The sequence below is a fragment of the Paenibacillus lentus genome (genome assembly GCF_042714055.1).
GTDB classification, from domain to species: Bacteria; Bacillota; Bacilli; order Paenibacillales; family Paenibacillaceae; genus Fontibacillus; species Fontibacillus lentus_A.
Genome location: NZ_JBHGVC010000008.1, coordinates 75,165 through 93,774 on the forward strand (window position 1 = coordinate 75,165; position 18,610 = coordinate 93,774).

Below are 18,610 nucleotides of genomic sequence, written 5' to 3' on the forward strand. Positions count from 1 at the left end.
ACTTACACATCCTCACTAATACTTAGAATAATCGTCACAACGACGCCGACTACGGCCAATGCAACACCGAGCTCAAAGATCGTGACCGTTGCTAGCCCGGTTTTCCCAAAGACCGGAAGATTGAAATAAGAATAAGCCTGGCTTAGAAAAGGTACGTCAAAGAATAGGGAAGCAACTCCCGTAGCTACTGCAATAAAGGCACCCACAGCGGCCACCATCTTAAAATCCAGAGGAATTCTATTCATGATGGTTTCCGTATCAAAGGCAAGGAAGAGCAGCACTAATGCGGAAGCCAATACGAGTCCGCCGATAAAGCCTCCGCCGGGGCTGTTATGTCCGGATACGAATAAGTAGACGGCCATCGTCAGAATGATGAACACTACGATCTTGGTTACCGTTTGTAAAATGACATCATTGATCTTCAAGGTTCTGCTCCTCCTTTGTTGTCTTTAATTTGATCAACGTGTATACGCCCAGTCCGCCGATGAGAAGGACGACGACCTCAAGCATCGTATCAAAGGCGCGGAAATCCCCGAGAATGGCATTTACGATGTTCTTGCCGCCAGCCAGCTCATAGGCATCCTCAAAGTAGCCTGAAATCGTTTCAAACAGCTTGCCGCTCCGTACAGAGAGAGCAACCAAAACAAATGTGACTCCCACGGCAATGGAAATGAGGAGGTTGTTCCGTTTCGTCCTGCGCGGTGCATTCTCCTTCTTCCATTCCGGTAGAAAATAAAAGCATAACAGGAATAATGCCGTCGATACCGTCTCCACAACAAGCTGCGTCAGCGCCAAGTCGGGTGCACGGAACACAACAAAGAACAAAGCCATGGAATAGCCTAGCGCTCCATTGAGCAATACGGCGTTTACGCGGGATTTGGCCAATGGAATCGCCAGTCCAGCAGCCATCATGATGAACACCAGAACAATTTCATATACGCTGATCGGGGCATCGCCCGACAAGTCCCAAGAGTACGCTCCGGTGAATAGCATAGTGCCTCCAACGGCAGCGATGAAGAACAGGAAGATATAAACAGAATAAGTCCGAAGATAGCCCGTCATATAAAAGGAAGTAATTCGGTTCGAGCCTTTTTCCATTTGAATCAGACTGTTGTTGTATAAGTTGTCCAAAGTCCATTTCTCGGGGAGCAGTGAATATATTCCCTTCCATCGCCGAATCGACAAGTATAGCAGTGTGCCGATAACGATGACTCCGATCGTCATTAAGAGGGCGGCATTAAATCCATGCCAGGCAGAAATAGGCTTAACGATTCCTTCGAGCTCAATGGAAGGAAGGATGCTTGCCATGGCCGGACGCAGTAAATAGTCGCCCAACACATTAGGGAAGAAGAAGATGCCTACGACCAGAATCGCCAGAATTATCGGCGAGATTAGCATGCCGATCGGCGCTTCGTGAGCTTCATGATCCAGCTTTTCAGGCTGGTAGGGTCCAAGGAACGTTTTAAATACGATGATCATGCAGTATATAAATGTGAACACGCTGGCAATCCAAGCGACGACAGGGAATAGAACCTTTGATACATGCAGAGAGAAAATCCCTGATTGGCTTACATTGACAACAGCTTCAAAGAACATCTCCTTGCTCAAAAAGCCGTTAAAGGGCGGCAGACCGGCCATGGAAAAGCTGCCGATCAAGGCTATGGTAAATGAAATCGGCATCAGCGACATCAGCCCGCCAAGCCGGCGAATGTCACGCGTGCCCGCTCCGTGGTTCACAATGCCAATTACCATAAACAATGCACCCTTAAAGGTCGAGTGGTTCACTAGATGGAACAAAGCTGCAAAAGTAGCCTGCGTGTAAATAACAGTATCCGCGCCTGCTCCCATAGACAGTGCCGCCGAGCCGATGCCAAACAGACTCATGATGAGACCTAGCTGGCTTATGGTTGAGTAGGCGAGCAAGGCCTTGAGATCCGTCTGGCGAACAGCGTTAAAGGAGCCCCAGAAGAGCGTAATCATCCCGACGCTGCTGACGAGCCAGAACCAGGTTTCATGGCTGCCAAAAATCGGCGTGAACCGGGCGACCAAATAAATGCCTGCTTTAACCATCGTTGCGGAATGGAGATAGGCGCTGACTGGCGTCGGGGCTTCCATCGCATCAGGCAGCCAAATATGGAACGGGAATTGGGCTGACTTGGTAAACGCCCCAAGAAGCAGCAGTAGCATCGCCGGAATAAATAGCATATGATTGTGATCGATGACGGCGATAATTTCCCGAATGCTCATTGTGCCTGTCATCACATAGATCATAATAAAACTAGTCAGCATAGCGATGCCGCCAGTAACGGTAGTTAGTAGAGCTTTCTTCGCTCCGTATCTGGATCTCTTCCGGTGATACCAGAACGCGATTAACAGGAAGGATGAGATACTCGTTAATTCCCAGAAGGCATAGAACACCATCAAGTTGTCAGAGAAGACTACGCCAAGCATTCCACCCATAAATAAGAGCAAGTAAATGTAGAAATGATTAAGCGACTCTTCTGAGGACAAATAATAAATGGAATAGATGATAACCAGGCTGCCGATCCCGGTGATTAAGAGCCCGAAAATAAGGCTGAGCCCATCGAGATAGGTAGTAAAATGAATGTCGTAGGACGGAATCCATGTGATCTTACTTAAGTAAGTCTCACCTTGAGCTACCGAAGGAATGTAGCGGGCAAGGGCAACAAACAGGGCAACCGGCGCAGCAAGGACGAACCAGCCTATATGTTTGCGTGAAACTTTTGTATACAGAAATGGAACGATTACAGCAGCTAAAAAAGGGATAAGAATGGCTAAGTTCACGGATAACAAGGTCTAACCTCCAATTTCTTCGTGATGGTTGCAGCTTATGATTACATAAAGTTTGCACGTTTTTAGACCGTGCAATACTTGTGTAAGATGGCCTGCTTTAATAAGATAATGAGAAAGTACGAGCTCCCAGATTGATCTTCCTTAAAACGCAATAAAAGCAGCCTTTAAAGAAGGATTCCCGCAGGACTTGACTCCTATGCTAATAAGCGGGATAATAGGAAACCATAAGTCCTGTGATTGCCTATGGTAAGAAAGAGAGGACTTCGCTAGGAAGTGAATTGGGAGTTCTGTGAAAGAAGCCGGCAGCTTTATGCCAGTTGCTCAAAGCAGCTAAATCGACAACTTCAGACATTTTAACAAATGATAAGGAAAAATTATAATAATAATATAATTATACAATAAAAATATGCTTGCTGTACAATTGTACATTCGATGCATAAGCTTTTCTTATAGATGTTGTTCAAGAAGTCGTCTTTCGCTTACATTATGGTGGAGCATTTGGCAGTAAAATTTTATGAATCATTTAATGAGGTGAATTTTCGTCATGAAGAAAGTAAAGGGTCGTATGGATGAGAGCATTCTCGTTTGCGTATATTACGGTCCAAATGGTGAACGACTGATCAGACGCGGTCATAAAATGGCGAGCATGTTGAACTGCCCGTTATATATATTGACGGTAGATCCGCTCCCGTATGATGAGTTTGATGCCGAGAAATCGGGCTACATCGAGCGCTGGAGAGAGCTCGGCGAGGAATGCGATGTCGAAGAGTTCATTCTCATGGACAATGAGAAGCGGCCAACCGTCAAAACGATTGCGGAGGTTGCCCATAAATATAATGTGACGCAGATTGTGATCGGACAAACTGCCCAGAATCGCTGGGAAGAAATTACGAAGGGCTCCTTCGTGAATGTACTCCTCAGGGAAATTACTTTTGTCGACATCCACATCGTATCGCTGGATCGCACCATTAAAAGCGAAGAGGAAATAGAATATGAAGCTGGTGTCCGCAGTTATCTGCTCAAAGAAGGGGATAGCTACAAACTATGCTTTTCTTGCCATAAGAACATCAGCTATGAAGGAATATTCTATAAAGAAATCGGAACGGACTTTAACAATGGCTTGTTCAAATTCGTCAGCAACGGCAAAACGTATCAGGTGCACGTCGCCGATGATAAAGTCACCGAATCGATCGAGGTGCCTTCAAACATGAAATATGAACATAAAGCCCATGATTTAATTTAACTATACGAACCGATCCTATATAAATCGTAAGACTCTCGAAGAAGGGGAGTCTTTTTTTTTGTATTTTTCGCCGATAGCCCTGTTAAGGTGAACCGTACCATAAATAACGCGAATATTTGAAAGGCAGTCAATTTACGGTGTGCCAAGCGTGAATGGGTTACCCGACGCCTCTCTAGAGGGCTTTCAACGGATCATTGTCAATACACCTGGCCAAACATGAAATGCTCTGGGTCAATTTTTCGACATAATCTGCAAAGCTTGCGTAAGACTTCATTATCCAGTATAAAAATCCCTCCAAAAAAAGCTTGACCTTAAGGTATACTTTAAGGTTTATGCTGAACTTACAACAATTGCAATTGGCTGTTACAGCTGGAGCTGCAGTTGATATTACAAAGACGCCGATGGATAGGGTAGAGAAGAATGGAGGTACTGTAAGATGAGCATTTTAGAGGGTATAGTAATCTTTGTTGTCTTGGCGGTTTCCGGAGGGATGCTTTTTGGTAAAAAGGATCGCCGGCTGGATACGGTATATTTGGGCGCCACTGTGCTGGCAGTACTGCTGCATGGGCTGATCGACCAGTTCCGGATTCAAATGGTTTTGGCCTATGTGATAGCAATCGTATTGGCCATCGTATTGATTCGCAGGATCATAAAACCTGATAGCCCTAAGCGGATCAAGTCGGTAATCGTGAAAATTCTGCTGTCGGTCGTAGTTCTGGCGTTTTCGGGCGTATCTGGCTATTTGAGTGTGCTGCTGCCTGTATTCAAAATGCCGCAGCCGACAGGCAGCTATGCAATCGGTACCGTCTCGCGGCATCTGATTGACGATGCCCGTGAGGAGACGAAAAGCTCCGACCCGAGTGACAAGCGTGAGCTTATGGTGAATGTCTGGTATCCTGTCGACAAGGAGCAGGCAAAAGGAAAGCCACTGGAGCATTACCCGTCTGAATTAGGGGAAGCGATCAGCTTAGTGTTTGGCTTTCCGAAGCAGCTATTCAGTCATGTAACGGCAATCCCGACACATGTAGTTACCGGTGCGGAAGTATCCGCGGCCGAGGAGAAGTATCCGGTTGTTTTGTTCTCGCCCGGAGTCCGTTCGACCCGGTTTCAAAGCTTGACAGCCATCGAGGAACTGGTTAGCCGCGGGTTTATTGTAGTGGGGATGGATCACCCGTTCACTTCAGCAAAGGTTGCTTTCCCGGATGGCCGCGCAATTTTTTACGTTCCTGATCCAGAGTTCGAAACTTCAGCAGAGGTGTACGAGAATAATATCAAAGGTGTAGCCATTCGCGTCGCGGATTCCCGGTTTGTCCTGGATAAGCTGACGGAGTGGAACAGCAAAGACCCGGAAGGATTGCTGCAGGGCAAGCTGGATCTCGATCGTGTCGGCATCTTCGGCCATTCCTATGGCGGAGCGACAACTGCGGAAACGCTGGCGCAGGACAAGCGCTTCAAAGCAGGCGTGAGTCTGGAAGGCGGGTTCTGGGGGGACGTTGCCCATACCGGCTTGCAGCAGCCGTTTATGTATATGATGACAGGCGAAACGGCCAAAAGCTTTGACCCTAACAGCACAAATAAGGACAAAGTATTTTACGAGGAATTTCAACCGGATTTGAAATCGGTCATGACGAAAAGCACCAGCGATACTTATTATATGACCGTCGACCATTTCATGCACCAAAGCTTTACCGAAATTGCCCTGCTGTCACCCTCGCTTTTTGCTAAAGAGATTGATCCGGTGCATAATATTGATATCACCCGCTCGTATGTTACAGCCTTTTTTGAGCAGTATTTAAAGGGAGAACCGCAAAAGCTGCTGGAAGGTCCGGCGCCGGAGTTTCTAGAAGTAAAGTTCGACAAGCAATATACGCAAAAAAGAACGCCGGCGCAGTAGCAACGAACGACGAAGGATGCATGTTGACGGAGGTGGGAGGCGGCATGTCGGGAATGACGCGCGGTGAATTGGCTAAACGGACCGGGCTGAGCATGGCTACGATTCTCTATTATGAGGAGAGCGGCATATTGCCTCCTCCTTCACGATTCGCCAATGGATACCGTGTTTATACGGATGATTACCTGGTAAAAATCAAATTTATTAAAGATGCCAAGTCGCTCGGCTATTCTTTGAAGGAGATCGGGCAGATTTTACAGATGCTTCAGAAAGATATGGACAAGGAAGCGCTAAAAGAAGTGGTGAGCGGCAAAATTGTCGAAATCGAGGAGCGGATTAACAGTCTACGCGCTCTTCAGGCGCAGCTGGCCGGCTGGCTTAATACTCCAGATGAAGATATCCAAAATTATTTACGGATCTTCCGCAGCAAATAAATGAGAGCGTCCCAGGCTAGAGAGCAGCGCAGCCTCGGGACGTTTTTGACGTTAAAAATACTTTGGCCTGCAGCAAATCAGGCGCCTGCCGATCTCTTTCAGCTCATCTTCGGAAAGGTCTTTAATCCGACGGGCGAACCGCCGCCTTCGAGTGGTTCATTGTCATTGTCGTCGGCCTCATGTTTGCGACTCGCTTGGCAGGAAGTCGTTCGCCGTTTCGTTGTAAATGCAAAGCGGATGGTGAAGCTAAAGGGGCAAAAGCAGCTCGTCTTCAGTTGAGGATAGACTGCTTTTTCGCTCTACACGATTTCCTTTTTCTAATTCGGAGTCATCGTCATAACAAAACAAGGCTTTTGCAGGACTCTCAAAAAGGGAGTCTTTTTTAATGGGAAAATATCCTGTGTTTTATTCGCTACTTATGATTCCTCCATGGACATCTGGTAGGTTATAATACCTATTAACAATTACTAGTTATTAGTTATTATTTACTTCCTTGTTATAGCTAGTTTGTATATAAATGTTTAGAAAATGTTCAGAATGACTTGATATATTATTTGACGATTCAGGAATATAGTAAGTGGATAATTCTATTATTTGGTAAAAAGGGGCTAGAGAATGGAGAGCAATAACAGGGATAAGCGGACAAATTCTATTGTTCGATGCATGGCTCTGGTCATGGGACTAGTCTTGTTGACTAGCTGTGGAATATTCGGTTCAGGCAGCAATTCAGCAAGCCAAGAGGAGAGTCATAACCAGGGTGTACAAAAAATTGAACGTTACACGGGAGAGAAGAGCAGGGTGATTACTTCCGTTTATACGGCCAAAAAAGAACTTAGCCTGACCTTTAATGGCATGGGGGATATGCAGACGATGGAGCGGCTGCTGAATGAGCTGGATAAGTACGACATTAAGGCTACGTTTTTTCTCCCAGGAATCCGAGTAGCGGAGGAGCCGGACATTGCCAAAAGCATTGCCGCCCGAGGCCATGAAATTGAGAATAACACGTTGAATCACTTGGATTTAACTAAGCTGGATTATGAACAAATCTATAGGGAGATTCAGCTAAGCAACGAGGTCATTGAGAAAGAGACGGGCATATCTCCTAAATTCATAAGAACGAAATCAGGCGATTATTCAGATGATATCCTTCTCGTAGCTGCACAGCTCGGGATGGGTGGAGTGGTTAGCTACAATATTAATCCGAAGGATCGCGACATGAAGAACGCTAAGGAGATCGGTGACTATGTAGCGAGATATATATCTAGAGGCAGCGTTATTACTCTAAATACGGACATTAATCCTGAGGTCGTTCCGGCAATTCGGTTCATCGCTGAGGCAGCGGAAGAGATTGGATATAAGCTGATTACGTTAGGCGAACTGGTGGAAAACGGCGGGGAGCGCAAGCCGTTGGAGCAAATCCCCGGCTATGACGCGGCAAAGCTGAATCCCGACTACAAAGGCACTCCTTATGAGCTCGTATACAAAGCCGATACGAGGAAGAAGGAGATTGCTCTTACCTTTGATGATTGGGCTGCGGATAAAACAGTCACGCGGATCCTGGATATTTTGGCCGAGCATGATGTTAAGGCTACCTTCTTTCTAAGGGCGCAGGGCGTAGAGCAAAATCCGAACCTGGCGAGAGCTATGATTGAAGAGGGACATGATGTGGCCAACCATTCCTATGCCCATCAAGTTGTAACCACGCTGACTCCCGAGCAATTGCAGGAGGACGTCGTTAAGGCTCATCAAGTGATTACGGAAGCGATTCAGGAGCAGCCGCTGATGCTGTACAGACCGCCGACAGGCGTGGTGGATGACGCAACTGCGGAAATTATCGCGGCTACCGGATATCCGCGGATTGCGATGTATGATGTGACGACACTGGACTGGGATGTCAGGAACAGCGCAGATGATATTGTGAACGGCATTATGAAGCGAACGCAGAACGGAAGCGTGATTTTGCTGCATATCCTGGATGGCATTCATACGGCAGAGGCGCTGCCGACCGTGCTGGAACGCTTGAAAGAGAAAGGCTACACGTTTGTAAAGATGAAGGATTTGATTGAATAATTGAAGGATTAATTTGACAGACGGGGATGGAGCAAATGGGATTATATGAGGAAATTGTTAGTCGGCGCGAAGGAATTGCCGTTGTTGGCTTGGGGTATGTCGGTCTGCCTATAGCCGTCGCTTTTTCGAGAAAAACGAATGTCATCGGATTTGATGTGAACACGAAGAAAATCGAAGGCTACCGAGCAGGAATCGATGCCACGGGCGACGTAGGAGACGATGTTATTCAGGCTTGTGAGGTGGACTTCACCTCGGATGAAGAGAAGCTGAAGGGAATCCGCTTCTTTCTCGTAGCCGTGCCGACTCCGATTCAAAGCGGTAATGTACCGGATTTGAAATATGTGCAGAGCGCCAGCCGAATTGTCGGAAAGAAGCTGACTAAAGGGGCAGTTGTCGTGTATGAATCCACGGTGTATCCGGGGGTAACGGAAGATGTCTGCATACCCATATTGGAAGAAGAGTCGGGTTTACGCTGCGGAGAAGACTTTAAGGTCGGCTATTCGCCTGAGCGGATCAATCCGGGCGACAAGGTACACCGACTGGAGAATATCGTAAAAATCGTATCCGGTATAGACGAAGAGGCTAGGGAAGTGATAGCCAAGGTGTATGAACTTGTAATCGAGGCAGGCGTTTATCGGGCGCAAAGCATTAAGGTCGCCGAGGCTGCCAAGGTGATCGAGAATGCGCAGCGGGACATTAATATCGCCTTCATGAACGAGCTGTCGATGGTGTTCCATCGGATGGGCATTGATACGAAGGACGTGCTGGAGGCCGCAGGAACGAAGTGGAATTTCTTGAATTTCACCCCTGGGTTAGTAGGCGGGCACTGCATCGGCATCGATCCCTACTATTTGACTTATAAAGCAGAGGATACCGGCTATCATTCGAAAATTATCCTGGCCGGCCGGCATATCAACGATAGCATGGGGGCGTATATTGCCGATAACATTATAAAACTATTAGTGCGATTGCAGCTGGATATACGAAATACGAGAATCGGCCTGCTTGGGCTGGCTTTTAAGGAGAACTGCGCGGACATTCGTAACACGAAAGTTACAGACATTATTGATGAGCTGAAGGATTATGGGGTTACTACACTAGTTGCCGATCCTTTGGTAAATCCGCAGGAGGCTTACGAGGAATACGGGATCCAATTGTCGGACATGTCCTCCTTCCGTGATTTGAATGTCGTCATCGTGGCGGTTCCGCATGCCCCCTTCGTGAGTATGGGGATTGAGGATTTTAACAACATGTACAACGGCAATCAGACGAAAATCATGATTGACGTCAAAGGGATTTATTCCAAAGCAGAATACGAGCAGAATGGGTTTTATTACTGGAGGCTGTAGGAAGACCAATAAATGATTGGGGACGCAAATCGTGATTAAAAGTAAGAAGAAAAAGAAGGTAGAAGAGGTACTGACTGTACCAAGGGAAGACAGACGTACATTGTCACATGTCCCCGATCCCGAGAATATTCGCGGACGGGTCGACCGAAGAGGCTTGCGGGATGTTGGGTTCGAACTGGACGATAACGACCCGGATTCCAGGGAAAAGCTGCGACTGCTCAGCTTGAGATATGTTGCGGACTTTGACGTGCTGCTTCTTCCGAAAGGCAAAAAGAAGAACGCGGGAATCCAGGCTCGGGCCGTTGATATTTCATCAACGGGAATATTGCTCGAAATGGGCCCCGAAGCAGGCGAGCTTGAGGTGGGGAGCCGTTATCAGCTGCGCTGTCATATTCCTCCGGGTACGATGCCGGAAGGGTTTGAGTCCTCCATCAAGCTTGATGCGGACGTCGTTCGCTTGTTTACCCAGGAGGAGGAAGGACAGAAGAAGCAGATGGTGGCTCTGCAATTTGCGATGCCGCTGACGGATTACTTCCAGAAGAAGCGCTGGGGCTATTCGATTTACATGGCGAGCGGCTTGATGTTCGTCGCTGTTGCTGTCATTATGCTGATGCGCGTAGAGAGCATCATTTATTTCAAATATAATTTTTGGCTGTATTTGTATAGTCTGATCGCGGCCATATTTTTGCTCAGCCGATATTTATTTGGAGCATTTTACCGGGATGTGCCGGTTAATCCGGATTATACGCCGGGCGTGACCATTATCATTCCGTGTTTTAATGAAGCAGAGTGGATACACCGGACGATATTAAGCTGCATTAACCAGGATTATCCGGTCGATAAATTGGAAGTGATCGTAGTCGATGACAGGTCGACGGATAACTCCGCGGAGCAGATCCAGAAGACCATCCAGATGGTTCATAATGAAGCGGAACGATATGCTACGAAGGAAAGATTAAAAATGATCGTCCTGCCGGAGAACGGGGGCAAGCGTGTCGCTTTGGTGAAGGGCGTGGAAATGGCCAAGCATGATCTTGTCGTTTTCGTGGATTCTGACAGCTTTCTGGAGCCGACGGCCATCAAGCATTTGGTGCAGCCGTTTCAAGATCCGCGCATGGGCGGCGTCGCTGGCCGTACGGACGTCGAGAATAAATATACGAATTCGATCACGAAGCTGCAAACCGTGCGTTATTATATCGCCTTCCGCATAATGAAGGCTGCGGAATCCTACTTTGACAGCGTCACCTGCTTGTCGGGGCCGTTATCCTGCTATCGCAAGGATCTCGTAATGAAGCACTCCGAGGCCTGGCTGAACCAAAAATTTCTTGGGCAGCCGGCGACTTTCGGAGATGACCGAAGCATGACGAATTTCATCTTGAAGACGCATCGCACCGGCTATCAGGATGCCGCGATTTGCTCGACGATCGTCCCTTCGAAAATGAGCGTATTCCTTAAGCAGCAAATGCGCTGGAAGCGTTCATGGCTGCGAGAGTCGCTGCGGGCTTCCGGTTTTATTTGGCGGAAGGAGCCGTTTATGTCGTTGTTCTTCTACGTTGGGGTTATCGTGCCGATCGCCGCGCCAATTGTAGTACTGTACAACTTGGTTTATGTTCCGCTTGCTCATCATATTTTTCCCGGCACGTTCCTGATGGGACTGCTTCTGATGGGATTATTGATGAGTCTCGCTCATTTATTGTTCCGCAAGAGCAAGCTGTGGGTATATGGACTAGTTTTCTGTATATTTTACGAGGCGGTATTGCTATGGCAGATGCCGGTCGCTTGGGTGACGTTCTGGAAATCCACTTGGGGGACGAGGGAAACGCCGCAGGATATTGAGGCTAGAGAGAAAAAAGAAGCAAGAAAGCAAAAAAATAAAAAAAGAATCGGATTGCCGTTCTAGAGCAATCGCCCGAAGATTCATAGAGTGAGGATGGCAGAAATGGTAGACAAGAAGCGAAGTTCTGCCCTTGATTATCGCAAAAAAAACCGAAGAAAAGTTCTAAAGACTATTGTGCAAAGTGCGATTTTGCTGGTTGTGGGCGTGCTGCTGGTCAACGCCTTGTTCGGAATCCGGCGTTATGAGGAGCCGGACAAGTCCCAATGGAGCAATCGGGAAGGATTTATCGCCATATCCTATTTTGGTGTAGGGCGTTCATCTACCCCAAAACTCGTGGCCAAGAGCCAGCTCGACCAACAGCTTAAAGCACTTTATGATCAAGGCTATGTTACGATATCGCAGCAGGATGTCACGGATTTCTATTTGCATGATAGGCCGCTGCCGGAGAAGGCGCTGTTCTTATCCTTCGAGGATGGACGGAACGACTCCAGCCTGTTCTCCCAATCGCTGCTGGAAAAGTACAATTACAAGGCGACCTTTTTCTCTTACGCCAATAAGATGGGAAAAAGCGAACGCAAATTCGTTCAGCCTAAAGAGATGCTCAAAATGATGAAAACAGGCTACTGGGAGCTCGGAACCAATGGAAACCGACTGACATATATTAATATTTTCGATCATCACGGCAGCTTTATCGGGATGAAGGATGAGAATGAGATAACGAATAAAGAGGATATTGAGTACTATAACCATTATTTGATGGATTTCATTCGGGACGAGAATATGATTCCGGCTGAGAATCGATCGGAGATGGAGACACGGATTCATAGTGACTACGAAGCGATGAAGGACACGTATACCAGCAAGTTAGGGTTTGTGCCCCAGGTATATATGATTATGCACGCGAACGCTTTAAACAATGGCATGAACCCTCTTGTGGCCCATGCGAATAGCGCCAATATCGAGCAGTTGTTCAGCATCCATTTTAATCGGGAAGGGGATGCGTTTAACAGCGCTGCTGGGGATGTATTTGATTTAACAAGGGTGCAAGCGGCGCCTTACTGGTACACCAACCATCTGCTGATGAAAATCCAGAAGGATACCGGCGAGAAAATGAAGTTTGTCCGCGGTGAGGAGCAGCTTGCTGATCCTTGGCAGCTCGTTAGCGGGGCTGCGCAGTTCGTGGATAACCGGATTATTCTGACATCCCCTCCATCCGCTCCCGGCATGCTGTACTTGAATAACAGCGAGAGCAGCCAGGATGCTATGATTTCTTATAAATTGTCGGGGAATGTGGTAGGCAAACAGACCGTATATGTCCGTTACGATAAATCAACGGAAGCCTTTCTGCGCGTCGTCTTAGAGAACAATGAGCTGCATATTGAACAGAAAAAGGCTGGCGGCAAAACAGAACGTATTTTCTCAAGCCCTTTGCAGCCAGTAGGGTGGAGTGAAGAGGATCTCGCCTTCGATAAGGCCTCGGTATACACGAAAGAGCAAATTGTAGCGAATGCCGGGGTGAAGGAGGAGGAGGAATACCCAATCAACATAAAACAAGCCAGGGAGATTCAGGCAGAGTTGAAAGGGAATTTACTGACAGTCACAGTAGACGGCGACCTAATCGCGGATGGACAGGAATTCGACGGCTCGATTAAGAGCGGCGGCATTGCTCTTGAATCGGAATATAGCACGCAAAACAAGAAAGACGATATTTACGATGGCGTGTTTGAGGATTTAGAAATGATGGTGCTGGCAGAGGAGGACGACAAGTCCAATATCGTATTCAGCAATAAAATTACAGGCTTCCAAGGGATTGTGCATAGCATCAAAAAGGGCTTGGACGCATCCATAGACTGGGTGATGGACACCTTCTAAACCAGGAATAAGAAAGAAGAGAAAGGTGTCAGAAAACGGATGACTAGAAGACGGATTTACGTCATGGCTTCTGTAATAATTGTATTTATTGCTGCAGTGCTTCTATGGCTGAGCAGACAGGGAGATGAGGATCAGATGATCCAGGCCGTTCCCGTGGAACAGGAATTGGAATTGTCCGCGTGGGTCGTCGATTGGAAATGGGAATCGGGGGTGTCCGATTTACAGCAGATCAGCAGAAATCTCGGCCGGCTGCAGGTGTTTGCCGCTTACTTTGATAGCGAAAATCGTTTGTATTTTACGGAGGATATGCATGAGGGCCTCCCGCGAATCTTTGAGACGGCGCGAAACGGCGAAGTGGAGTACGTTGATCTAACCATCGTTAATGACCGCTGGAATCCGGATGGAACCGCAGTTCAGAAAGACCCAGGAGTGATTTCGCGAATTGTGGCCTCACGGGAAAGCCAAGAGAAGCATATCGCGGAGATTATCGATATCGTTGAGCGGTACGGGTTTGACGGCGTCGAGCTGGATTACGAAAAAATCCGGGAAGCCGACTGGGAGAAGGTCTGCATTTTATATCAAGAGCTGTATGAACGTTTGCAGGCTAAAGGGAAGGCGCTTCGCATCATACTGGAGCCGCGCGCGCCGATCGAGAGATTGTCTCTGCCGGAAGGGCCGGTTTACGTCATGATGGCTTATAATTTATTCGGCAATCACAGCGGCCCTGGTCCGAAGGCTGACCATGCGTTCATTGCCAAGCTGGCTTCCCGGATGAAAGTGCTGCCTGGCGAAGCGGCAATTGCTTTGTCCGTGGGTGGCTTTGACTGGGCGGCGGATACCGGTAAGGTTACCTCCTTGACGGAGAAGCAGGCGGCAGAGCTTCTGCTGCGAAGCAAAGCGGAGCCGCAGCGGGACGCGGCTAGTGGAAGCCTCCATTTCTCCTACGAGGATGATAGCGGTGTGAAGCATACCGTCTGGTATGCGGATGCGGAGACGCTGGCTGGATGGGTTAGCGCAGCCAAGCGGTCAGGATATTACAATATTGTCCTATGGAGGCTCGGCGAATTCGAGCAGGTTACGCTGGATAAGCTGAAGGAATTGTAAGAGCGGGGTTATTTTAATTTTATTTTCAGGTTACGGTAATGTGGCATTAAGGAAGGGGTGTTAAGTTAGATATACTCCCTTTTCTTATATAAAGGAACCCATCCCGCTAAGCGGGATGGGTTCTATGCTTATCTGTGCATATTGAATTGCTGCAAGTACAATGAGCTTGCTTATACGAATGAATAATCTTTACTTCAAGTCTTCAATGGAATTGGCCTCTACATAAGCCGGAACGACTAGTCCGGTACGGACTCCAGTCATATTGGCGCCGAGATCCTCCAGTTGATCCTTATATTTATCCCAGTAATCTGCATGAGTCAAAGGCAACCAAGCCGCAGCGGTTGCATCCACATCACCGCTGGCTACGCCCGTCCACATAGGACCTGCTTCTACCTGGAGCGCTTCTACCTTGTATCCAAGGCGGTTCTCCAGAACATATTGAAGCAGATTCGTGCTGGCGATTTCTGAATCCCAAGCTACATAGCTAAGTTTAAGCTTATCTCCGCTGACTGGAGCTAGATCGGCAGTCCAAGTATCGACACGGTCGCTATGGCTTTCTGCCCAAGTTTTAGCTGCTTCCGCAGGATCCTGACCCTCTTGGATGGCCGTCATAATTTCGCCCATCTCGTCGGAAGTCCACTCGAAACGATCTAGAAACTCATAGGCTACCGGGTGATCTTCCTTTAACCCCTTACGGACGACGGTGTGGATTTCCTCGGCTTCTCCAAATACTTTCTTTGGATCCTCCAAGTATTTCAGATCATATTTGGCGAACATCCAATGCGGCGTCCAACCCGTAATAATGATGGGCTGCTCGGATTTAACCGCCTTCGCCAGTGTAGCCGTCATCGCTGCACCAGAGCCTTCGATCAGCTTCCAGTCGGAAAGCTCATACTCCTCGATGGCCGCGCTAGTCGCCTTCATGATTCCCGCACCGGGATCTATTCCGATAATTTCATACTTCACTTGCTCGCCCAGCGATTTTCCTCCGGCATTACCGCCTGCATTGCCTGCGTTCCCTCCGGTATTTCCAGCGCTCCCGGAGTTTCCGCAAGCCGACAGCATCAGAACGGCTGCCAGACTTAGTATCATAAATAAACTTGTTTTTTTCTTCATTAATTACGCACCTCTTTTTTTGGATTTAAATAGATTCTGTGTAAATCGATCCAGCACGATAGCAAGAACGACTACAGCCATACCGGCTTCAAAGCCCTGACCGATTTTAAGCTGGGTTACCGCGCGATATACCGTGGCACCAATTCCTTGCGCTCCGATCATCGACGCGATGACGACCATCGACAGGGACAGCATAATCGTTTGATTTACGCCGGCCATCATCGTAGGCATCGCCAAAGGCAGCTCTACTTTGAACAGCTTCTGCCATGAGGTTGAGCCGAAGGCGTCGGCCGCTTCCGTAAGCTCGCCGGATACCTGCTTGATTCCGAGATAGGTCAAGCGAATCGTCGGCGGAATAGCGAAGATAACGGAAGCAATCACACCTGGTACCACCCCGAGACTAAAGAAAGTGACGGCTGGCAGCAGATAAACGAATGCAGGCATCGTCTGCATGAAATCTAGCAAAGGTGAAATAATGCGGTGGGTATTCTTGCTGTAGGCGCTCCATATTCCGATAGGGATGCCTAAGACCACTGAAATGATGCCGGACGTAACTACGAGGCCTAATGTATTCATCGTTTCCGTCCAATAGCCAAGATTATCGATCAGCAGGAAACCGATCACTGTAAATAGCGTGAGCGGCAGTTTTCCGATCAGATAGGCCAGGATGCCAAATATAGCGATGAACAGCAGAGGGTGAGGTAAGAGAAACAACCATGAGAAGAACTCGACGACACTTTCAATGATCTTGGACAGCCCTTCAAAAAAGCCCCCAAGGTTCGATTCCATCCAATCGACTATAAATTCGATCCAATCCGCGAGCGGTATTTTAGGAATGAAGTTCATGCGTCTTCACCTCCATCTCGCGTACATCTCCTGCTAGCGCGCCTAATACGGCGCCACGTACGATGACGCCCAGAAGCCGTCTTTGCCCATCGACGACAGCCAATGGCACCTTGGCCGAGCTAGTCGTTTCAAACAAGTCGCTCAGCACCGTATCCGGTGGTACCTGTGGACTATCGCTTATAAGAATGTCTGATAATGCTTTTCCCGTCTTAGCCGCTTCGGATGCGTCCTCCGCCGTAATAACGCCAAGCAAGCGCATAGAACGATCGATAACGAAAAGATTCGAAATCCCCCGTTCCCGCATCAGCTGCAGGGCAACCCGCGGGCCGCGATCCAAAGTAATCGTCTCGGGTCTCCGCATGACATGCGAGGCCGTCAGTACCTTCGAGAGATCCACATCCTCGATAAATCGTTCGACATAACCGTTAGCCGGTTGAGTGAGCATTTCCTCGGGAGTTCCGATCTGAATAAGCGATCCATCCTTCATCAAGGCGATCCGATCCCCGATCCGCAGCGCCTCGTCAAGGTCATGCGTAATAAAGACGATCGTCTTCTTCATTTTGTCCTGCAGCTCAATAAGCTCATCCTGCATATCCCGGCGAATTAAGGGGTCGAGGGCACTAAACGCCTCATCCATCAGCAGTACCTCTGGATCATTCGCCAAGGCTCTGGCGAGGCCGACTCTTTGCTGCATGCCGCCGCTGAGCTCATCCGGCATTTTATCGCCCCAGCCCTTTAGGCCGACAAGCTCCAGGGCTTGCTCTGCTTTTTCTTTCCGGGTACGGGCATCGATCTTTTGAATTTCTAAGCCGTACTCAACATTTTGCAGCACCGTGCGGTGAGGAAAGAGAGCAAATTTCTGAAACACCATGCTGATGCTCTTCTGACGTATTTCTCGCAGCTGGGCCTTGGTCATTTTCAGCAAATCCTGGCCGTGAATGAGGATTTGACCGGACGTCGGCTCAATCAGTCGGTTCAACATTCGGACGAGAGTCGATTTCCCGCTGCCCGACAATCCCATAATGACAAAGATTTCCCCCTGACGGATGTCCAGGCTGACCCGATTCACGCCGACGGTTATGCCTTTTTCGGCCAATTGCTCCTTCGTTTGACCCTGTTCAAGCAGTTGAAGCCCATGCTCTGCATTCGAACCAAACAATTTTGTAACTTGTTTTACTTCTAAAATGGGTTCCTCCAAACTATCCACTCCTTTTCCAATAAATTTACTAAGGCTGCACGGGCCTGTAGCCTCACATGGTACTTAGTCTAACAAAAGAAAGACAAATTAAACAACCGTTAATACGGTTCATATAGAATGTACAGAAAAAACTGTACAAAGAGAATGATGCATATGCTCCCTTATCCTTATAAATGCTCGCTAAGCCGCCGCTTTACTTTTATCGGGCCTTTTTTTAAGATATAAGAAGTATCGTGATAGGAGGTTGCAAGCATGGGCTTGGACCAGCTCACACCAGAGCAGCAGGCGGATGTGATGAAAGTGCGCAAGCGCGTCATCGAAGCCATTGGCAGGAATATGGATCTATATGGAATTTCGTTATCGACAGGTCATCTTTACGGTCTGCTTTTTTTTGCGAATAAACCGATGACTTTGGATGAAATGGGTCTGGAGATGAAGATGAGCAAGACAAGCATGAGCACGGGCGTACGAACTCTGCTTGATCTTAAAATGGTAAACAAAGTGTGGGAGAAGGGCTCCCGCAAAGATTTATATGAGGTAGAGTATGATTGGCATCAGACGTTTACGGATTATTTCGCAATCAAGTGGAGAAAAGCGGTAGAATCCAACATTCTCATCCTTCGCAGGTCGATCGAGGAGATGAATAAATGGCTTGCCACTGAACCGGAAGGAGCCATAACGGCTGTTCTGCAAGAGGATTGCCAAAAAATGGGCGAGGCTGTGAAATACTACGAATGGCTCGACCGTTTAATTGATGCGATGGAAAGTGGCGAAATATATCAGCTTGTTCCGAAAGAGTAACCATAGTTAAGTCTGAGTTATCTACAAAAAGCCGC

General features: G+C 48.0%; 15 protein-coding genes. 10 read left to right on the forward strand and 5 right to left on the reverse strand.

What is annotated here, in order from left to right:
• Positions 1–2: 2 nt before the first annotated feature.
• The gene (locus tag ACE3MQ_RS18280) at positions 3–425 is read right to left on the reverse strand and encodes a Na(+)/H(+) antiporter subunit B (RefSeq protein WP_379395262.1); all 423 of its coding nucleotides are present in this window, start codon (positions 423–425) and stop codon (positions 3–5) included.
• Positions 412–2,814 (reverse strand): Na+/H+ antiporter subunit A, encoded by a 2,403-nt coding sequence (locus ACE3MQ_RS18285; RefSeq protein ID WP_379395264.1) that lies wholly within the window; start codon positions 2,812–2,814, stop codon positions 412–414. Before ACE3MQ_RS18285 ends, ACE3MQ_RS18280 begins: the two co-directional genes overlap by 14 nt.
• 544 nt (positions 2,815–3,358) lie before the next feature.
• Here ACE3MQ_RS18285 and ACE3MQ_RS18290 point away from each other — a divergent pair.
• The 9 genes from ACE3MQ_RS18290 to ACE3MQ_RS18330 all read left to right on the forward strand — a co-directional run bounded on the left by ACE3MQ_RS18290 (position 3,359) and on the right by ACE3MQ_RS18330 (position 14,614).
• Positions 3,359–4,057: a histidine kinase gene (locus ACE3MQ_RS18290; RefSeq protein ID WP_379395266.1), complete on the forward strand. Its 699-nt coding sequence runs from the start codon at positions 3,359–3,361 to the stop codon at positions 4,055–4,057.
• 436 nt (positions 4,058–4,493) lie between these two features.
• Positions 4,494–5,951 (forward strand): alpha/beta hydrolase family protein, encoded by a 1,458-nt coding sequence (locus tag ACE3MQ_RS18295; protein ID WP_379395268.1) that lies wholly within the window; start codon positions 4,494–4,496, stop codon positions 5,949–5,951.
• Positions 5,952–5,995: 44 nt separating this feature from the next.
• Positions 5,996–6,382, forward strand: a complete 387-nt coding sequence (locus ACE3MQ_RS18300; RefSeq protein ID WP_379395270.1) for a MerR family transcriptional regulator — start codon at positions 5,996–5,998, stop codon at positions 6,380–6,382.
• Positions 6,383–6,661 (forward strand): hypothetical protein, encoded by a 279-nt coding sequence (locus ACE3MQ_RS18305; RefSeq protein WP_379395272.1) that lies wholly within the window; start codon positions 6,383–6,385, stop codon positions 6,659–6,661.
• A gap of 336 nt (positions 6,662–6,997) precedes the next feature.
• Complete coding sequence (locus ACE3MQ_RS18310) at positions 6,998–8,452, forward strand: polysaccharide deacetylase family protein (protein WP_379395274.1); 1,455 nt, start codon at positions 6,998–7,000, stop codon at positions 8,450–8,452.
• A 35-nt stretch (positions 8,453–8,487) separates the two neighbouring features.
• The gene (locus tag ACE3MQ_RS18315) at positions 8,488–9,801 is read left to right on the forward strand and encodes a nucleotide sugar dehydrogenase (RefSeq protein WP_379395276.1); all 1,314 of its coding nucleotides are present in this window, start codon (positions 8,488–8,490) and stop codon (positions 9,799–9,801) included.
• Between the two features lie 31 nt (positions 9,802–9,832).
• Positions 9,833–11,701 carry a glycosyltransferase family 2 protein gene (locus ACE3MQ_RS18320; protein ID WP_379395278.1) on the forward strand — a complete coding sequence of 623 codons (1,869 nt, stop codon included), beginning with the start codon at positions 9,833–9,835 and terminating at the stop codon, positions 11,699–11,701.
• A 39-nt stretch (positions 11,702–11,740) separates the two neighbouring features.
• The gene (locus ACE3MQ_RS18325; protein ID WP_379395280.1) at positions 11,741–13,510 is read left to right on the forward strand and encodes a polysaccharide deacetylase family protein; all 1,770 of its coding nucleotides are present in this window, start codon (positions 11,741–11,743) and stop codon (positions 13,508–13,510) included.
• Between the two features lie 39 nt (positions 13,511–13,549).
• Positions 13,550–14,614: a glycosyl hydrolase family 18 protein gene (locus ACE3MQ_RS18330; RefSeq protein WP_379395282.1), complete on the forward strand. Its 1,065-nt coding sequence runs from the start codon at positions 13,550–13,552 to the stop codon at positions 14,612–14,614.
• Positions 14,615–14,803: 189 nt separating this feature from the next.
• Here ACE3MQ_RS18330 and ACE3MQ_RS18335 read toward each other — a convergent pair whose 3' ends face one another.
• Genes ACE3MQ_RS18335 through ACE3MQ_RS18345 form a run of 3 tightly spaced genes read right to left on the reverse strand, consistent with a single transcriptional unit; the run spans position 14,804 to position 17,774 of the window.
• Positions 14,804–15,730 carry a glycine betaine ABC transporter substrate-binding protein gene (locus tag ACE3MQ_RS18335; protein WP_379395284.1) on the reverse strand — a complete coding sequence of 309 codons (927 nt, stop codon included), beginning with the start codon at positions 15,728–15,730 and terminating at the stop codon, positions 14,804–14,806.
• 3 nt (positions 15,731–15,733) lie between these two features.
• On the reverse strand, positions 15,734–16,576 hold the full coding sequence (locus tag ACE3MQ_RS18340) for an ABC transporter permease (protein ID WP_379395286.1): 843 nt from the start codon (positions 16,574–16,576) through the stop codon (positions 15,734–15,736).
• Complete coding sequence (locus ACE3MQ_RS18345; protein ID WP_379395288.1) at positions 16,560–17,774, reverse strand: quaternary amine ABC transporter ATP-binding protein; 1,215 nt, start codon at positions 17,772–17,774, stop codon at positions 16,560–16,562. Before ACE3MQ_RS18345 ends, ACE3MQ_RS18340 begins: the two co-directional genes overlap by 17 nt.
• Before the next feature lie 252 nt (positions 17,775–18,026).
• Between ACE3MQ_RS18345 and ACE3MQ_RS18350 the strand changes: the two genes are divergently transcribed.
• Positions 18,027–18,575, forward strand: coding sequence for a GbsR/MarR family transcriptional regulator (locus tag ACE3MQ_RS18350; RefSeq protein ID WP_379395290.1), 549 nt, complete (start codon positions 18,027–18,029; stop codon positions 18,573–18,575).
• The last annotated feature ends 35 nt before the right edge of the window (positions 18,576–18,610 follow it).